Raw genomic sequence first — 17,462 nt, forward strand, 5'->3', positions numbered from 1 at the left:
CTCATTTTTGTCGCAATTACCGATACGTTATGAGTTCATTAAATCATGCAAACAGACAGGTGCACGTCTTGGCCGCGTTCATACACCGCACGGCTCCTTTGAAACACCTGTATTTATGCCAGTAGGTACACTGGCTACAGTCAAAACAATGGCGCCTGAAGAATTAAAGGCTATGGATGCAGGCATCATCTTAAGCAATACGTACCACCTATGGCTCCGTCCAGGTCACGATATCGTAAAGGAAGCAGGCGGTCTGCACAAATTTATGAACTGGGATCGAGCAATCCTAACAGATTCAGGCGGATTCCAAGTTTTTTCATTGAGTGAATTTAGAAAAATTGAAGAAGAAGGCGTTCACTTCCGTAATCATTTAAACGGAGACAAGCTGTTCCTATCTCCTGAAAAAGCCATGGACATCCAAAATGCACTTGGCTCTGATATTATGATGGCATTTGATGAATGCCCGCCGTATCCTGCAGAGTACGATTATATGAAACGTTCTGTGGAGCGGACAAGCAGATGGGCAGAGCGCTGTCTAACAGCGCACCAGCGTCCTGAAGATCAAGGGCTGTTTGGGATTGTCCAAGGCGGAGAATACGAAGAGCTTCGTAAACAAAGTGCAAAAGACCTTGTTTCACTTGATTTCCCAGGTTACGCCATCGGAGGCTTATCTGTAGGGGAACCAAAAGATGTGATGAATCGTGTACTAGAGTTCACAACACCATTTTTACCGGCAGACAAGCCGAGGTACCTAATGGGTGTCGGCTCACCAGACTCCTTAATTGACGGCGCCATTCGCGGTGTAGATATGTTTGACTGCGTACTGCCGACGCGAATTGCAAGAAACGGCACCTTGATGACAAGTGAAGGCCGTCTTGTTGTGAAAAATGCAAAATATGAGCGTGACTTTAGACCAATCGATGAAAACTGTGACTGCTATACATGTAAAAACTATACACGTGCCTATATTAGACATCTCATCAGAACAAATGAAACGTTCGGAATTCGATTAACAACTTATCATAATCTTCATTTTCTGTTAAAATTAATGGAGCAAGTGAGAGAAGCTATCCGTGAGGATCGTTTAGGTGATTTTAAAGAAGAGTTTTTTGAGCGTTACGGCTTTAACAAACCGAATGCGAAAAACTTTTAACGCATAAACGAAAGGCTTTACAATGCTTTAGAAAGGGGTGAAATAGAATGGATGGTGGTATGGGTTCAATCATTATGATTGTTGTCATGTTTGCTGTGCTTTACTTCTTGTTAATCCGTCCACAGCAAAAGCAACAGAAAGCTGTGCGTCAGATGCAGCAATCTTTATCAAAAGGCGATAAAATCGTCACAATCGGTGGTTTACACGGTGAAATCGACTCAATTGATGAATCAAAAGTGGTCATCAAAACAAGCGAAAACAACCGTTTAACTTTCGATCGTCGTGCTATTAGAGAATTAGCTGACAAAGGCTAATCCTCTGATACATAGCCATAAAAAAAAGAGCGATATAACCGCTCTTTTTTTATTTGCCTCGAAGATTGACGCCAATCATTCCCCCCAGCATACAAATGCCTAAAAATGCTCCATGATAGATAAACTGCTCTGGTGAAAACGTTTTTCCAAATCCCAAATATTGAAATAGAAATACAGTGAGGGAAAAAATGATAGACGTGACCGCACCAATCAGCCAGCCACGCTCCTTTGCTTTCCCTCCAGAAATGATGCCTCCTAATAAAAGGGCAGCAAAGGACAAAATCATAATCATCCATTTAAATGATGTTTCCTGCATACTTGTGAATGTAAGCATGAGCGACACAAGTAAACTTGTGACAACCATCACGACAAAAATGGCAATTAAGCCGGATAAAATGCCTTTTCCAATATGTTTCGTTTCCTGCATGTAGATTCGTCTCCTCTCCAATTGAACGAAGCTTGTCTTTTACTAAAATGTATTCACAGTGAAGAAAAAATAGACATGTTTCAGACGTTTCTTTTCTACATAAATAAAGTGTTTTGACACAAGCTATGTTGGAGAAGGAGGGTTTACATCACATGCAGGATATCTTGATCATTTCCATGAGAACCATCATTTTATATTTTCTTATTTGGTTTATATTTCGCTTAATGGGCAAAAGGGAAATTGGCGAGCTGAGCATTTTAGATTTAGTCATTTTTATGATGATCGCAGAAATTGCGGTTCTCGCCATAGAAGAAGTAGAGGATCACATGTTACATACGGTATGGCCAATCCTGCTGTTAACCTTCATTCAAATCACACTTGCTTACCTCTCACTGAAATTCCAAGGCGTCCGGCGCTTTCTTGACGGCAAACCGGCCCTGCTCATCATCAATGGGAAAATAGACGAGGGTGCAATGAGAAAACAGCGATACAATTTTGATGACCTTCTCATTCAATTAAGAGAAAATAACATCGACAGCATTCAGGATGTCTCTTACGCCATTTTAGAGCCGTCTGGAAAGCTCGCCGTTGTCGAAAAAGAAAACAAGCGCAAACATGCAGCGCTTGAGCTTCCACTTGTTGCGGACGGTGTCGTGCAGCATGACCACCTTAAGCAAATCAATCAAAATGAACAGTGGCTGAAAGATGAGCTTGCTAAAAGAGGCTATCATGATATCGATCAAATCTCTTACTGCAGCTTTAATCAAAAAACATTTTATATTGATTTGAAAGATGAAGTGATCAAAAAGAGATGAGCTAAAACAGCTTCCCAATGAACGGGATGCGGCGCAGCTCTTCTCGTTTCACTAGCCCTAGGCAGATTAATAGAATGACATAGAGCGTGCACGTAACAAAAATGAGCGTCACAAGTTCAATAGGAGCAGAAAAGAGTCCGTCTACTTGAGATTTCAGCCAGAGGCTGACAGCCCCTGTACCGATAATCACAAGGACGCATAGTCCATATTCCTTTAATGGTAAATGAATAGGCAGCACCTTTCCGACAGTTGCCGCATGGAGCAGCGTGACAAGGATGATGCCGATTAAGATCGCAAGTGCTGCGCCCATAATGCCAAAGCCAGGCTGGGAAGCAAGGACAAAAATCATCCCTGTTTTCACAATTGCACCTATCAGGCTGTTGGTCATCGCCGCACCAGCTAAATTGAGTGCTTGAAGCACGGCTTGAAGGGGCCCTTGAAAATAATAAAGAAGGAAAAATGGCGCCATGAATTTCACATAAATGGCCGCGTGCGATGAACCATACATAAAGAGCGTTAAATCTTCTGCGTAAACGAAAAGAATAATACATGAAATGCCTCCGCTGAGTAAACAAAGGCGCATCGCCTGCTTCAGCCGGTATTCGACCGTTTTACGTTTGTTCTGCTCCATTCCTTCACTGATCGCCGGAACTAATGCAGTGGAGAGTGAATACGTAATAAAACTAGGCAGTGTCAAAAGGGTCAAGGCAAGACCAGTCAACTCCCCGTACTGCCTTGTCGCCTCTACAGCTGCATAACCAGCAATGGCAAGACTTTGCGCGACAACAATCGGCTCTAAAAACCACGAAATATTCCCGATAAAACGGCTGCCTGTTGTTGGCAGGGCAATGCTCATCAGCTGTTTAAACGTGTCCTTCCCGTCATGAATCGCCTTAAAAAATCGTTTTCGAATACGAATCGTCTTTTTATAGCGGAAGGCGATCAGTAAGTAAGCAAGTGAAATCATCTCTCCAATCACAGATGAAATCATCGCACCTGCTGCCGCAAATTCAATCCCGTAAGGAAGGAAAGCCGTTGTACATACTGCCACTAATGAAATTCTTGCGACCTGCTCCAGAACTTGAGACATCGCAAGCGGGCTCATCTGCTGTCTGCCCTGGAAATAGCCTCTTAACACACTGGAAATGGCGATGACTGGTACGACGGGTGTAATGGCAAGCAGTGGATAGACCGTTCTAGGATCAGTCAGCATATTTTCTGCCATGATGGGCGCAAACCATAAAAAGAGCGGAGTGAATATCAGGCTGAGTGTTCCTGTTATCGCAAGGGACATGACCAGAATACGTTTTGTTTTCTGTTTGTCACCCCGGGCTTCTGCTTCTGCGACAAGCTTACTAATGGCGACAGGCAGTCCGAATTGTGTGAGCGTCACGGCGAGAAAAAAGGTAGGTGCAGCCATCATATAAAGCCCGACCCCTTCTTCGCCAATGAACCTCGCAATGACAATTCGATTGACAAAACCCAATATTCTCGTGATAAAACCTGCTAAAATTAAAATAATGGTCCCCTTTAAAAACGTTTGCTTCGTCAAATCACAGATCACCTGCCTTCTCAAACGACATAGAATCATATACAATAAGATATGCGTGTATATCGTCCAAGCATGACAAGTCTCTCGATAAAAAACTGAAAAGGGGGAGCTACGCAATGACACAACACCCAGCTGCTATATACAAAGACCATTTAAAGCCTTTTCTGTTCAGTAAGCTTGAAGAATTCATCGTTTTGGGCTATAAAGATGTAGATTTAGAGGAATTATGGTCATACTTAGAGAATAAGAAGTGGAAGAAAAAACAAGAGTATCCGATTCATGAAATGGTTGCAGATATTTTATCTGTGAAAATAGGCGAATTTATGAACTATGCAACCGTTCAGTCGTTTAAAACGTCTGCTTTTTTGGACAGTGAAGATGGCAAGAATATGCTTGATGAACTGTTGAAATAAGCCATCTTAATGGATTCAGGTGTTTAAGGAGGAAATACATAATGAAAAAAGGGCGCATTCTTGCGTTTTTCTTAGTGGTTCTGTTAATCGGAACTGGCGTGGGCTTACTGACAAAGCCTGTTGCGAAAGATATGACGCTAGGGCTGGATTTACAGGGTGGATTTGAAGTCCTGTATGATGTACATCCAGTGAAAAAAGAGGACAAGATCACAAATAGTGTTCTCGTTAGTACAGTGGAAGCTCTTAACCGAAGAGCCAATGTGCTAGGTGTAAGTGAGCCGAACATCTCGATTGAAGGCAATAATCGTATCCGTGTGCAGCTTGCAGGGGTAAAAGATCAAAACAGAGCTAGGGAGATTCTTTCCACTGAAGCACAGCTATCCTTCAGAGATACGAATGATAAAGAACTTCTTAACGGGGCTGACCTAGTCGAAAACAGTGCAAAACAAACATTCAGTCAAACGAATGAGCCAATTGTGACGGTTAAACTAAAGGATGCGAAAAAATTTGGTGACGTCACAAGAAAAGTAGCAGCGATGGCGCCGAATAACCAGCTTGTCATTTGGCTTGATTATCACAAAGGAGATTCCTTCAAAAAAGAAGTCTCAAAATCAAACCACAAGTATGTATCTGCACCAAATGTGAATCAAGAGATTAACAGCAGTGACGTACAAATTGAAGGGAAATTTACTGTCCAAGAGGCAAAAGACCTCGCAAGTATTTTAAATGCCGGGGCATTGCCAGTAAAATTAACAGAAAAATATTCCACATCTGTGAGTGCACAGTTTGGTGAACAAGCACTGAACGAAACAGTGTTCGCAGGAATTGTAGGAATCGCATTTATCTTCTTATTCATGCTGCTTTATTACCGATTACCTGGTCTTATAGCTGTCATCACACTCTCAGCCTATATCTACATTACGCTGCAAGTGTTTGACTGGATGGGCGCGGTCATGACACTGCCTGGAATTGCCGCACTTATTCTAGGGGTAGGGATGGCTGTTGATGCCAACATTATTACTTATGAGCGGATCAAAGAAGAGCTGAAGCTCGGCAAATCTGTCCGTTCTGCTTTCAGGTCAGGGAACCGCAGATCATTTGCGACCATCTTTGATGCAAACTTAACAAGTATTATTGCCGGCGGAGTGCTGTTCTTCTTCGGGACAAGCTCTGTAAAAGGATTTGCAACAATGCTCATCCTCTCGATTTTAACAAGCTTTATCACGGCTGTATTCCTATCAAGATTCCTTCTTGGACTGCTTGTAGAAAGCCGTGCGCTCGACCGCAAAAAAGGCTGGTTTGGTGTCCGCAAAAAAGACATCATGAGTATCCACGAAACTACAGAAAATACCGAACCGAAAACGCCATTTGATAAATGGGATTTCGTCAGCAAACGTAAAGGCTTTATGATTTTCTCCATAGCTGTTACTATTGCGGGAATCATCGTCCTTTCGATCTTCAAGCTCAATGCTGGTATTGACTTTGCTAGTGGAACGAGAATTGATGTTCAAAGCGATCACAAGCTGACAACTGCACAAGTAGAGCAAGACTTTAAAAAGCTTGGTCTTGAAGCAGACAGTGTTGTGCTGTCGGGGCAAAAAGAAAATCAGGCAGCTGCTCGATTTGTCGGGGTGCCGAACAAAGAAAAAATCGCTGAAGTGAAGGATTACTTCAAAGATAAATACGGCACTGAGCCGAACGTAAGTACAGTATCACCGACTGTCGGTAAAGAACTTGCCCGTAATGCGCTATATGCCGTCATCATTGCTTCCATTGGGATCATTTTATATGTATCCGTCCGTTTTGAGTATAAGATGGCGATTGCGGCGATTATCTCACTGCTGTACGATGCATTCTTTATTGTCGCCTTCTTTAGTATTACGCGCTTAGAGGTGGATGTCACCTTCATTGCCGCGATCCTCACGGTCATTGGGTACTCGATCAACGACACGATCGTTACCTTCGACAGGGTTCGTGAGCAAATGAAGAAACGTAAACCGAAAACCATTGAAGATCTATCGTACATTGTGAACTTAAGCTTACAGCAAACCTTTACGCGATCTGTCAACACGGTGCTGACTGTACTTGTCGTTGTTGTCGCACTGCTTATCTTCGGATCAGCGTCGATTACAAACTTCTCCATCGCCTTACTTGTCGGCTTATTAACAGGGGTGTACTCATCCCTTTATATCGCGGCACAAATTTGGCTGATGTGGAAAGGCCGTGAGCTGAAAAAACCAGCTAAGATTGATACAGATCAAGATATTTAATCTAGAAAGACTGCCTTTTTCGGCAGTCTTTTTCTATCGATTTTTCTGAAAATAAGATGATTTGAAAAAACATTTCGGGTTTCATTGATCTTAAAATGGTCTTTTGCTATAATGACTTACGTTTAGACCAGTATAGAAAGCAAGTGTCTGTTTAGGCATTTGGCTTTATTCATTGGAGGGGCTGTTATGAAGGTTCGGGAAACTGAACTGCCAGGTATCGGTCATAAAGCCGAAATGATCACAAGAAATAATGAGAAGCTTGCCATCATTACACATGATGACGGCAGAAGAGAAATGTATCATTTTCATGAGGACGACCATGAAGAAACGATTTCTGGCATCCTGCTAAACGATGAAGAAGCAAGACAAATTGCGGCTATTTTAGGCGGCATGGTCTATAAGCCGAAAGCGCTTGAAACCGTAGAGGTAGCCATTGATGAACTGGTGATTGAATGGTTTAAAATTGAAAAGAATGCACCAGCTGTTCAAAGAAGCATCGGTGACCTCAATGTTCGCCAAAACTATCAAGTAACAGTCATCGCCATTGTGAGAAAATCACATGAGAAGATTTTAAATCCAGGACCAGATACCATTATCGAAGAAGGGGATACCCTTGTCATTTCTGGAGAAAGAAAAGAATTAAAGAATCTGATTAAAGAAAAACTCAGCAGCTGATGATGCCCATGCTGATAGGTTTTCTTCCACTGCTTTCTTTCGGTGTTTAAAAAAGGCAGCGAAAAGGGAAGAATAAAAGAAAAAGCTTGGGGGATATGTAGATGAACAAACAACAATGGACCATCATACTCGCATTTATTTTCGTATTAATTGTCTCAGTATTTGCCGTGATTAATGTACGGCCTGTCGAGGTACACTACTTATTTGGAACGGCTGAATGGCCGCTGATCCTTGTCATTATCGGTTCAGTTTTAATGGGCGGGCTGATTGTGGCATTTGCAGGGATCTTCCAAATTGTGAAACTGAAACGTGAACTAAAAGCATTAAAAGCTGAGCGTGCAGCCGCTGCACCTGCTGCGGCGACGAAAAAGGCAGACAGAGATCTTCAAAAGAAATCTCATGTCACGCCTTTAAAAGAACAGCCAGCATCATTTGACCGGAAGGAAAAATAATCTTCCAGCACAATTTCATAAAATAAAAATTGAAACCCCTCAGGCCACTCTAGTATAATAGTGTGGTTGAGGGGTGAATTTATGTTATTATCCAAAATGCGCTGGGAATATGAACATCCAAGCGAAGAAAAAGTGAAATCACTCTCTGAAAATCTGAATATTTCAGCGCTGACTGCATCGCTTCTCGTAAAAAGAGGAATTGAAGAAGTAGAAGAGGCGAGGTCTTTTTTATTTGATCAAAAAGCCGAATTTCATGATCCATTTCTATTAAAAGGAATGAAAGAAGCAGTAGAGCGCATCAACAAAGCGATCGAAGAGCAGGAATCGATTGTGATCTTCGGAGACTATGATGCAGATGGTGTGACAAGTACGTCTGTACTTTTACATACATTAAAAGAGCGGTCTGCGATAGTAGACTTTTATATTCCAGATCGATTTAAAGAAGGCTATGGGCCTAATGAACAGGCATTTCGATATATCAAGGAGCAAGGAGCATCGCTTGTCATCACGGTCGATACAGGCATTGCTGCTGTAAATGAAGCACGTATTGCAAAAGAAATAGGGTTAGACCTAATCATTACAGATCACCATGAACCAAGTGAGGAGCTGCCTGAGGCACTTGCTATTGTCCATCCTAAGCAGCCTGGCTGTGAGTATCCCTTTAAAGAACTTGCTGGTGTAGGCGTAGCGTTTAAAGTGGCGCATGCACTGCTTGGGAAGCTGCCAGTTCAGCTGTTAGATCTTGCAGCAATCGGGACAATTGCGGACCTTGTACCGCTTCATGATGAGAATAGGTGGCTCGCCAAAAAAGGCCTTGTGCAGCTTCGGCAGTCGAATAGACCGGGGCTGAAAGCGTTATTGAAAGAAGCGGGAGCCACTCTAGAAGAAGCCAATGAGGAAACGGTCGGCTTTCAAATTGCGCCAAGGCTGAATGCTGTAGGACGAATTGAACAGGCAGATCCTGCCGTTCATCTTCTGATGACTGAGGATAAGGATGAAGCAGAAGAGCTCGCTCGTTTTGTACAGGAACTGAATAAAGAACGTCAAAAGATTGTCAGTACGATCACAGAAGAAGCCATTCAAATGGTGGAAGAGGCAGGTGATGACCAGTCTGCGATCGTTGTAGCGAAAGCTGGCTGGAATCCGGGCGTTGTCGGAATTGTTGCCTCTAAATTGACGGATACTTTTTCTCGTCCGGCGATTGTGCTTGGAATAGATGAAGAGACGCAAATGGCAAAAGGATCAGCCCGGAGTATTCCTGGCTTCGATCTGTTTTTCCATCTAAGCAAATGCCGCGACATCCTGCCGCATTTCGGGGGGCACCCGATGGCAGCAGGGATGACACTTCGAGCGGATGATGTCGCTTTACTAAGGGAAAGATTAAATCAATATGCAAATGAAACATTGACGGAAGAAGATTTTATTCCAATACAGCGGGTCGATGCCGTGTGCAAGGTAGACGAATTGACGGTTGAAGCGATTGAGGAAGCGGGGATGCTGTCACCATTCGGTATGTCAAACCCAAAACCGTTCATTATGATTGAAGATGCGAAGCTTGAAGATATCCGAACGATTGGGGCAAATCACAACCATATTAAAATGTCTCTGAAAGACGAAGACAAGCTGCTTGACTGTGTCGGTTTTCACCAAGGGAAATTAAAAGAAGAAATTGTTCCAGGAAGCCGCATTTCCGTGATTGGAGAAATGTCCGTCAATGAATGGAATAACCGGAAGAAGCCCCAGCTGATGCTAAAAGATGCACGAGTTGATGAATGGCAGCTGTTTGATCTGCGCGGGAAAAAGGATTGGGAGAAGAAAGTTTCGACGCTTGATTCAGAAAAATCTTTGGTTGTCTGTTTTGATGAAGCAACAAAACAGGACGTCGATATCCCCATTCATCATGTTCATGCAGAAAATGTATCAACGTTTGATGTACAGGGCAAATATGTGGTCTTTGCGGATGTTCCCGCAGATGAGCAATTGCTGAAGCAGCTTTTAGAAAATCAAAAGCCTGCCAGAATTTATACGGTTTTTCAAAGAAAAGAAGATCATTTTATGTCCTCTTTCCCAAGCCGTGACCAATTCAAATGGTTTTATGGGTTCTTGTTTAAACGGGGAAGTTTTCCTATCAAAGAACAAGGAATGGACCTTGCCAAACATAGAGGCTGGACAAAAGATACAATCATTTTTATGACAAAGGTGTTTTTTGAACTCGGTTTTGTTAAAATAGAGAATGGTGTGCTGTCAATAGTACTTGATGCCCCTAAAAAAGATTTAACGGCATCAGCATCCTATACAGCAAAACAACGATTGATGGAACTCGATCAAACACTAACATATTCCTCAGCTAAAGAGCTGAAGGAATGGCTGAATAGCATGATGAGCGAAGTCTCACCTGTGCTTTGACGTACGAGGAGGAAAAGGAAAAGATGGATTTAAAACAATATGTGACAGTTGTACCTGACTACCCAAAGGAAGGTGTACAATTTAAAGATATTACAACGTTAATGGATAAAGGCGAAGTGTACCGTTATGCAACGGATCAAATCGTTGATTACGCGAAGGAAAGAGACATTGATCTCATTGTTGGACCTGAAGCGCGTGGATTCATTATTGGCTGCCCTGTAGCATACGCACTTGGTGTAGGTTTTGCACCGGTTCGTAAAGAAGGAAAGCTTCCTCGTGAAGTCGTTAAAGTCGATTACGGCTTGGAATATGGTAAAGATGTATTAACGATTCATAAAGATGCGATTCGTCCTGGTCAGCGTGTCCTGATTACAGATGACTTACTTGCGACTGGTGGAACAATTGAAGCGTCCATTAAGCTTGTAGAGGAATTAGGCGGCGTTGTGGCAGGGATTGCATTTTTGATTGAACTGACGTATCTGGACGGCAGAAAGAAGCTTGACGGCTACGACATCATGACGTTAATGCAATACTAATGGAGTTTTCGTAAAAAGCACTCAGTAAGAAGGGTGCTTTTTTCCTATCAAAAATCTTTTAGCGGACTTCTTCTCTTTACATCTATCGAATTTTTCTTGATAATAAACTACAATACAGTTTTCATTTAAAAAGGTGATTCCATGGCGAACGAACAAGTTTTAACGGCGCAGCAGGTCATTGACAAAGCAAGAGAATACCTGTCCGCTGAACATATTCAATTTATAGAGCGAGCATATGAATATGCTGAAAATGCACACAAGGAGCAATACCGGAAATCTGGTGAGCCCTATATTATCCATCCAATTCAAGTGGCGGGCATTCTTGTTGATCTTGAAATGGACCCATCAACCATTGCAGGCGGTTTCCTGCACGATGTAGTTGAGGATACAGATGTGACATTACAGGATTTAAAAGAGCATTTTAACGAGGAAGTAGCAATGCTTGTTGATGGTGTCACAAAGCTCGGGAAGATTAAATATAAATCACAAGAAGAACAGCAGGCCGAAAACCATCGAAAAATGTTTGTTGCAATGGCGCAGGATATCCGCGTAATCTTGATTAAGCTGGCAGACCGTCTTCATAATATGAGAACGCTCAAGCATCTTCCGCAGGAAAAGCAGCGGAGAATTTCAAATGAAACACTTGAAATCTTTGCACCGCTTGCGCACAGATTAGGGATTTCAAAGATTAAGTGGGAGCTTGAAGATACAGCACTCCGCTATTTAAATCCGCAGCAATATTACCGGATTGTGAATCTGATGAAGCGCAAACGAGCGGAACGTGAGGAATACTTGGACGAGGTCGTCAATGAAGTGAAAGACCGCGTGTCTGAGGTAAACATCAAGGCCGAATTTTCCGGCAGACCAAAACATATTTATAGTATTTATCGCAAAATGGTCTTGCAAAATAAGCAGTTTAATGAAATTTATGATCTGCTTGCCGTTCGTATTTTGGTTGACAGCATTAAAGACTGTTATGCTGTGCTCGGGATTATCCATACGTGCTGGAAGCCGATGCCAGGCAGGTTTAAGGATTATATTGCGATGCCAAAGCCGAACATGTACCAGTCTCTTCATACAACGGTGATTGGGCCAAAAGGCGATCCGCTTGAAGTTCAGATCCGTACAGTGGAAATGCATGAAATTGCAGAATACGGAATTGCGGCACACTGGGCATACAAAGAAGGCAAAGAGTCAGCAGAATCAACAGAAGAAGCAGTCTTCCAGAAGAAGCTCTCTTGGTTTAGAGAAATTCTTGAGTTCCAAAATGAATCCACAGATGCAGAAGAATTTATGGAGTCGTTAAAGATTGATCTTTTCTCTGATATGGTGTTTGTGTTTACGCCAAAAGGAGACGTCATTGAACTGCCGTCGGGCTCAGTTCCGATTGATTTCTCTTACCGGATTCACTCGGAAATTGGGAATAAAACGATCGGTGCCAAGGTCAATGGCAAGATGGTCACACTCGATCACAAACTAAAAACAGGTGACATTATTGAAATTCTGACATCAAAGCACAGCTACGGGCCAAGTCAGGATTGGGTCAAGCTTGCCCAAACCTCCCAAGCGAAGCACAAGATCAGACAGTTTTTCAAAAAACAGCGCCGTGAAGAAAATGTCGAAAAAGGCCGAGAGCTCGTGGAGAAAGAGATCAAAAACCTTGAGTTTGATGTCAAAGACATTCTGACCGCTGAAAACCTGCAAAAAGTGGCTGACAAATTTAATTTTTCAAACGAAGAGGACATGTATGCAGCTGTTGGATATAACGGCATTACTGCACTACAGGTCGCCAATCGTTTAACGGAAAAAGAAAGAAAACAAAGAGATCAAGAAGAGCAAGAGAAAACCGTTCAAGAAGTGACGGTGGAACCGAAGACGTATCACGGGAAAAAACGGGAAGCTGGCGTAAGGGTCAAAGGAATTGATAACCTGCTTGTCCGCTTATCTAAGTGCTGTAATCCTGTTCCTGGCGATAGCATTGTCGGTTTTATTACGAAGGGCCGAGGCGTATCTGTTCACCGCGACGACTGTCCGAACGTGAAGACAGGAGAAGCGCAGGAGCGGTTAATTCCCGTTGAGTGGGAGCATGAGCAGCCTGCTCAAAACCGTAAAGAATACAATGTAGAAATTGAAATATTAGGATATGATAGACGCGGCTTACTCAATGAGGTGCTTCAAGCAGTCAACGAAACCAAAACGAACATCTCCTCTGTTTCTGGGAAGTCTGATCGTAACAAAGTGGCGACGATCCATATGGCGATCTTTATCCAAAATATTAATCACTTGCACAAAGTGGTCGAACGCATTAAACAAATCAAAGACATTTACTCTGTTCGCCGATTCATGAATTAGAAAGGAAGTATATCGTCTATGAGGCTTGTTGTGCAGCGTGTGACAAATGCATCTGTGAAGGTAGAAGAAGAGATCACAGGTGCCATCAACGAAGGATATATGGTGCTTGTTGGTGTCACACACGAAGATACAGAAGAAGATGTGCTTTACTTAGCTGAAAAGCTTGCACATTTACGTATTTTTGAAGATGAAAATGGGAAAATGAATCGTTCATTATTGGACATAAAAGGAAGCGTTCTGTCTGTATCACAATTTACCCTATATGGTGATACGAGAAAGGGCAGACGGCCGAATTTTATGAAAGCCGCCAAGCCGGATGCAGCTAACTCGCTTTATGAATGTTTCAATAAAACCCTTAGAGAAAAAGGCATCCATGTGGAAACTGGCCGTTTTGGTGCGATGATGGACGTGACATTGACCAATTCAGGACCAGTCACGATCTTGATGGACAGCAAAGAATAGATTCTCTTTAGACTGTAGATGAACTCGTGCGGGAGTTTGTTTAGAGTCTTTTTCTTTTGCGGATAAACAAAAAAGAGGCGCAGTGGCCTCTTTCTTTTTAACGGAAATATTGTTTTAATCCTTCAGTCATTCCTTCTGTGACTCGTTCTTGGTAAGAGGCGCTATAAATGATCGCTTCCTCCTGAGGATTGCTTAAATACCCGAGTTCATATAAAAGGGAAGGGCGTTTGTTTTCTCTTAAAACAAAGTAATCTCCGAATTTGACACCCTTATCAGGGATTTGAGAGCGTTTTGCGACTTCTGAATGAACGCTTGACGCTAATTGCTGATCTTTTGCTGCTTGATAATAATACGCTGTACTTCCTCTAACACTTTGATCCATAAAACTATCGTAATGAAGACTAATAAATGCATCTGCATTTCGGTAATGAGATGTTGCCACCCTTGATTGAAGGCTGATAAAGGTATCATCACTTCTTGTTAAATATACATTTGCACCAGAAGCCCTTAATTTGCCTGCCAGTAAATTGGCGGTTTTGATGGTGATGTTCTTTTCAAAAGCCCCGTCTGCGCCAATTGTGCCGCTGTCTTTTCCGCCATGACCAGGATCAAGAACAATCGTTTTTCCTTTTAAAGAACCAGTTCCAGACGATGAATCGTGCTGAGGTCTTGGCGCGTCGCTGCTATTTTTCTTCGTTTGAACGACCCAGCTCGCCACATAGCCAGTTCCGCCGTTTGATAGTGTCACCTCGTACCAGTCACCTTGTGTCCGAACGATTTGATAGGCAGCTCCTTTTGTTGCTCTTTCTGCAATCCCAGCAGAGGTAGAAGCGCTTTTTCGAATATTGGTGCCATCATAGACAATGTACGCTTTTTGTTCAGAAGCCGAAGAGGATGAACTCTTTTCAGGTGCAGAGCCTGCTCCTTTGCCTGTGACAATGTAATAGCTTGCAACCCAGCCTTTTACGCCTTTCCCCTCAATTTCATACCAGCCGTTCTGCTCTCGCAAAATGGTGATCTGTGTGTTGCGGGCAAGTGAAGCGACGACTTGTGCATTTGGTGCGGCCGATTGCCTTACATTCAAGCTCGATACGCCAACTGTGCCTGTCTGGTTAGAGCGAGAGGACTCGCCGGAGCTTGATTGAGAAGTTTTCTGCCCCCCTGAAACATAATCAGAGTGAACCCAGCCTTCTGCTTGTTTATACGAAATTTTCGTCCATTCGCCGCTTGTCTCGAGCTTTTTAGCGGTAGCACCTTTCGGGAAAGTACCAATCACTTGATAGGAAGTCCCAGGGCCTGTCCGGATGCGAAGGTCGGAAGCTGTTGATGTAATTGTACTGCCTCCAGCCGTGCTTTGACCTTGCGCCTTTGGCTTCGCGGATTTTTGAGCGCCGGATGATGTGGTAATCAGCCATGAGACGACCCAGCCTTTTTGTCCGTTTGATAATTGGATCTGCACCCATTCTCCTTGTTCAGTGAGAATGGGATAGCTTTCGCCGCGTTTTACAACAGCTGCAATTCCATAGCTTAAACCAGGGCCCGTTCTCACATTGATTTCATCTGTTGCGACAACAGCTTGATCTGTTTGTGCTGTAGCATGTGTCATAGGCAAAGAACTCGCGATGAGAACAAAACAAGTAAGCAGCATCATCATTTGATTGTGTTTTTTCAGATTCAAAACGGTGTTTTCCCCTCCCTTGTAAAACCGATGAATGTTAATTCGTTATGTAGTGGATGAATTCCTTGCAGTTTCCCTAATAAAAATGAATCAATCTGTTTATACTAAATAAAAATGTGATAAAAGGATGTACAAACATGAGATTAAGCAGAAAATTAGGACGAGTGCAATATAATGGACATCGTGATATCGACCGCTGGCAGCACGACGAAATGGATCAGCCAGGCTTCCTTGAAGAGACCGCATCTGAATACGGATGTACGTCAAAAGAAGAGCTGGAAAAGAAAAAGAGGCACGGCAAGGGTTGACAGAGTGGCAGCACCGACCTTATTATAATATAAATCAACACACTTGAAAATTTAAAATGTGGAACTGATGATAGAGAATAGTAGGGTAAATTGCGTGAGCAGAGAGGAATCGCCTTAGGCTGAAAGCGAATCCGCATGGCATTTATCACGAAAGAACACTCTGTAGGTTTCCTGCTGAACGCTCTAAAAATGAGTCAATAGGCGGAGAACGTGAATCTGCGTTAAGGATTTGAGCGGGAACATGGCTGGATCATGTTCCAACTAGGGTGGCACCACGGGTATAACTCTCGTCCCTACTATACACATAGTAGAGGCGGGGGTTTTTTATATGTCCACATAAAAAATGAATGATGGTCGTAGGAGGACGAAAAATGAGTTTTAATATTCCAAGAGGCACACAGGATATTTTACCTGGAGAGTCAGAACGCTGGCAGTATGTTGAACAAATTGCGAGAGATACATGTGCAGCCTTTCAATACAAAGAAATCCGCACACCGATTTTTGAGCATACTGATCTGTTTGCACGGGGAGTAGGCGAATCAACTGATATCGTTCAAAAAGAGATGTACACATTTGAAGATAAAAAAGGACGCAGCATCACACTTCGTCCAGAGGGAACAGCTTCAACCGTCCGTTCTTATGTTGAAAATAAATTGTTTGCACAGCCTGCTCAGCCAACAAAGCTGTATTACATCGGACCAATGTTCCGCTATGAACGTCCGCAAACAGGAAGATATCGTCAATTTTATCAATTTGGGATAGAAGCGATTGGTTCCAAAGATCCTGCCATTGATGCTGAGGTCATTTCGCTTGCGATGAGTGTGTATGAGAAAGCAGGTCTTTCCAACTTAAAACTTGTCATTAACAGCCTTGGTGACAAAGAGAGCCGTGCAGACTACCGCACAGCACTGGTCAAGCACTTTGAACCAAGAATTGAGGAATTCTGTCACGACTGTCAAACGCGTTTACATCAAAATCCGCTGCGTATTCTTGATTGTAAAAAGGATCGTGATCATGAATTGATGGCAACAGCTCCATCCATTCAAGATTTCTTAAATGAAGAATCGCGGACGTATTTTGAAAAGGTTAAACAATACTTATCGGATATAGGCATTGAGTATGTCGTTGATCCAAATTTAGTACGCGGTCTTGATTACTACAATCACACAGCATTTGAGATCATGAGTAATGCAGAAGGCTTTGGTGCGATTACAACATTAGCCGGCGGCGGCCGTTATGATGGGCTCGTTGAAGGAATTGGCGGTCCTGAATCACCAGGGATCGGATTTGCGATGAGTATTGAGCGTTTCTTATCTGCGATCGATGCTGAAGGAATTGAGCTTCCTCTGCAAGATGGTATTGATCTATACATTGCTGCTCTCGGAGATGAAGCGAAGGATTATTCTGTTTCATTATTAAACCGTCTGAGAAAAGAAGGTATCTCAAGTGAAATGGACTATACAGGGAAGAAACTAAAAGGACAATTTAAAGCGGCTGATCGATTAAAAGCCAAATTTATTGCAGTTCTTGGTGAAGATGAGCTTGCGCAGCAAATTGTGAATGTGAAAGATACGACAACGGGTGAACAAATTGAAGTGAAGCTTGATGAGCTGATTCAAATGTTGAAGGCCCACCAGAAAGCGTAAAGA

The 17,462-nt window shown here is 42.8% G+C and carries 16 protein-coding genes and 1 other annotated feature; of the genes, 13 read left to right on the forward strand and 3 right to left on the reverse strand.

Going from position 1 to position 17,462, the window contains the following annotated elements:
• Positions 1-7: 7 nt before the first annotated feature.
• Together tgt and yajC are read left to right on the forward strand one after the other, a co-directional pair.
• Positions 8-1,153, forward strand: a complete 1,146-nt coding sequence (gene tgt / locus BA81_RS01525; protein ID WP_024423141.1) for a tRNA guanosine(34) transglycosylase Tgt — start codon at positions 8-10, stop codon at positions 1,151-1,153.
• Between the two features lie 47 nt (positions 1,154-1,200).
• Positions 1,201-1,467, forward strand: coding sequence for a preprotein translocase subunit YajC (gene yajC / locus BA81_RS01530; RefSeq protein ID WP_008360993.1), 267 nt, complete (start codon positions 1,201-1,203; stop codon positions 1,465-1,467).
• 49 nt (positions 1,468-1,516) lie between these two features.
• On the opposite strand, the gene BA81_RS01535 is transcribed toward yajC, so the two are convergent.
• Positions 1,517-1,894 carry a TIGR04086 family membrane protein gene (locus tag BA81_RS01535; RefSeq protein ID WP_034279887.1) on the reverse strand — a complete coding sequence of 126 codons (378 nt, stop codon included), beginning with the start codon at positions 1,892-1,894 and terminating at the stop codon, positions 1,517-1,519.
• 152 nt (positions 1,895-2,046) lie between these two features.
• Between BA81_RS01535 and BA81_RS01540 the strand changes: the two genes are divergently transcribed.
• The gene (locus tag BA81_RS01540; RefSeq protein WP_034279889.1) at positions 2,047-2,709 is read left to right on the forward strand and encodes a DUF421 domain-containing protein; all 663 of its coding nucleotides are present in this window, start codon (positions 2,047-2,049) and stop codon (positions 2,707-2,709) included.
• A gap of 1 nt (position 2,710) precedes the next feature.
• Here BA81_RS01540 and spoVB read toward each other — a convergent pair whose 3' ends face one another.
• On the reverse strand, positions 2,711-4,261 hold the full coding sequence (spoVB, locus tag BA81_RS01545; RefSeq protein WP_034279890.1) for a stage V sporulation protein B: 1,551 nt from the start codon (positions 4,259-4,261) through the stop codon (positions 2,711-2,713).
• Between the two features lie 116 nt (positions 4,262-4,377).
• On the opposite strand from spoVB, the gene BA81_RS01550 reads away from it, so the two are divergent.
• From BA81_RS01550 to dtd, 8 genes are all read left to right on the forward strand, one after another.
• Entirely contained in the window at positions 4,378-4,674 is a 297-nt protein-coding gene (locus BA81_RS01550) for a post-transcriptional regulator (protein WP_003216788.1), read from the forward strand.
• A 41-nt stretch (positions 4,675-4,715) separates the two neighbouring features.
• Positions 4,716-6,944, forward strand: a complete 2,229-nt coding sequence (secDF, locus tag BA81_RS01555; RefSeq protein ID WP_034279892.1) for a protein translocase subunit SecDF — start codon at positions 4,716-4,718, stop codon at positions 6,942-6,944.
• Positions 6,945-7,130: 186 nt separating this feature from the next.
• A complete protein-coding gene (locus BA81_RS01560; RefSeq protein WP_034279894.1) occupies positions 7,131-7,619 on the forward strand; it encodes a cation:proton antiporter regulatory subunit in 489 nt (162 codons plus the stop codon).
• A 101-nt stretch (positions 7,620-7,720) separates the two neighbouring features.
• On the forward strand, positions 7,721-8,071 hold the full coding sequence (locus BA81_RS01565; RefSeq protein ID WP_034279896.1) for a LapA family protein: 351 nt from the start codon (positions 7,721-7,723) through the stop codon (positions 8,069-8,071).
• An 81-nt stretch (positions 8,072-8,152) separates the two neighbouring features.
• Positions 8,153-10,477 (forward strand): single-stranded-DNA-specific exonuclease RecJ, encoded by a 2,325-nt coding sequence (recJ, locus tag BA81_RS01570; protein ID WP_034279898.1) that lies wholly within the window; start codon positions 8,153-8,155, stop codon positions 10,475-10,477.
• A gap of 23 nt (positions 10,478-10,500) precedes the next feature.
• Positions 10,501-11,013, forward strand: a complete 513-nt coding sequence (locus tag BA81_RS01575) for an adenine phosphoribosyltransferase (RefSeq protein ID WP_034279900.1) — start codon at positions 10,501-10,503, stop codon at positions 11,011-11,013.
• A gap of 141 nt (positions 11,014-11,154) precedes the next feature.
• A complete protein-coding gene (locus BA81_RS01580; protein ID WP_034279902.1) occupies positions 11,155-13,365 on the forward strand; it encodes a RelA/SpoT family protein in 2,211 nt (736 codons plus the stop codon).
• An 18-nt stretch (positions 13,366-13,383) separates the two neighbouring features.
• Positions 13,384-13,827, forward strand: coding sequence for a D-aminoacyl-tRNA deacylase (gene dtd, locus BA81_RS01585; RefSeq protein ID WP_034279904.1), 444 nt, complete (start codon positions 13,384-13,386; stop codon positions 13,825-13,827).
• A 97-nt stretch (positions 13,828-13,924) separates the two neighbouring features.
• Here the strand turns inward: dtd and BA81_RS01590 are convergent, their stop codons facing one another.
• Positions 13,925-15,505 carry an N-acetylmuramoyl-L-alanine amidase family protein gene (locus BA81_RS01590; protein ID WP_034279906.1) on the reverse strand — a complete coding sequence of 527 codons (1,581 nt, stop codon included), beginning with the start codon at positions 15,503-15,505 and terminating at the stop codon, positions 13,925-13,927.
• Between the two features lie 137 nt (positions 15,506-15,642).
• Here BA81_RS01590 and BA81_RS19630 point away from each other — a divergent pair, with 137 nt between their 5' ends.
• Both BA81_RS19630 and hisS read left to right on the forward strand, forming a co-directional pair.
• Positions 15,643-15,813 carry a YrzK family protein gene (locus tag BA81_RS19630; protein ID WP_003216250.1) on the forward strand — a complete coding sequence of 57 codons (171 nt, stop codon included), beginning with the start codon at positions 15,643-15,645 and terminating at the stop codon, positions 15,811-15,813.
• Positions 15,814-15,871: 58 nt separating this feature from the next.
• Positions 15,872-16,111: a binding site (T-box leader), on the forward strand.
• 73 nt (positions 16,112-16,184) lie between these two features.
• Positions 16,185-17,459, forward strand: a complete 1,275-nt coding sequence (gene hisS / locus BA81_RS01595; RefSeq protein WP_034279909.1) for a histidine--tRNA ligase — start codon at positions 16,185-16,187, stop codon at positions 17,457-17,459.
• Positions 17,460-17,462: the final 3 nt, after the last annotated feature.

It is taken from the genome of Bacillus safensis FO-36b (assembly GCF_000691165.1).
Classification (GTDB): domain Bacteria; phylum Bacillota; class Bacilli; order Bacillales; family Bacillaceae; genus Bacillus; species Bacillus safensis.

What these genes read in the sequence shown, in the direction of transcription:
- secDF (WP_034279892.1), top strand. Translation starts at nt 4,716, where the DNA reads ATGAAAAAAGGGCGCATTCTTGCGTTTTTCTTAGTGGTTCTGTTAATC.
- recJ (WP_034279898.1), top strand. Translation starts at nt 8,153, where the DNA reads ATGTTATTATCCAAAATGCGCTGGGAATATGAACATCCAAGCGAAGAA.
- BA81_RS01550 (WP_003216788.1), top strand. Translation starts at nt 4,378, where the DNA reads ATGACACAACACCCAGCTGCTATATACAAAGACCATTTAAAGCCTTTT.
- BA81_RS01580 (WP_034279902.1), top strand. Translation starts at nt 11,155, where the DNA reads ATGGCGAACGAACAAGTTTTAACGGCGCAGCAGGTCATTGACAAAGCA.
- BA81_RS01535 (WP_034279887.1), bottom strand. Translation starts at nt 1,894, where the DNA reads ATGCAGGAAACGAAACATATTGGAAAAGGCATTTTATCCGGCTTAATT.
- BA81_RS01575 (WP_034279900.1), top strand. Translation starts at nt 10,501, where the DNA reads ATGGATTTAAAACAATATGTGACAGTTGTACCTGACTACCCAAAGGAA.
- BA81_RS01560 (WP_034279894.1), top strand. Translation starts at nt 7,131, where the DNA reads ATGAAGGTTCGGGAAACTGAACTGCCAGGTATCGGTCATAAAGCCGAA.
- yajC (WP_008360993.1), top strand. Translation starts at nt 1,201, where the DNA reads ATGGATGGTGGTATGGGTTCAATCATTATGATTGTTGTCATGTTTGCT.
- hisS (WP_034279909.1), top strand. Translation starts at nt 16,185, where the DNA reads ATGAGTTTTAATATTCCAAGAGGCACACAGGATATTTTACCTGGAGAG.
- BA81_RS01540 (WP_034279889.1), top strand. Translation starts at nt 2,047, where the DNA reads ATGCAGGATATCTTGATCATTTCCATGAGAACCATCATTTTATATTTT.
- dtd (WP_034279904.1), top strand. Translation starts at nt 13,384, where the DNA reads ATGAGGCTTGTTGTGCAGCGTGTGACAAATGCATCTGTGAAGGTAGAA.
- BA81_RS19630 (WP_003216250.1), top strand. Translation starts at nt 15,643, where the DNA reads ATGAGATTAAGCAGAAAATTAGGACGAGTGCAATATAATGGACATCGT.
- BA81_RS01565 (WP_034279896.1), top strand. Translation starts at nt 7,721, where the DNA reads ATGAACAAACAACAATGGACCATCATACTCGCATTTATTTTCGTATTA.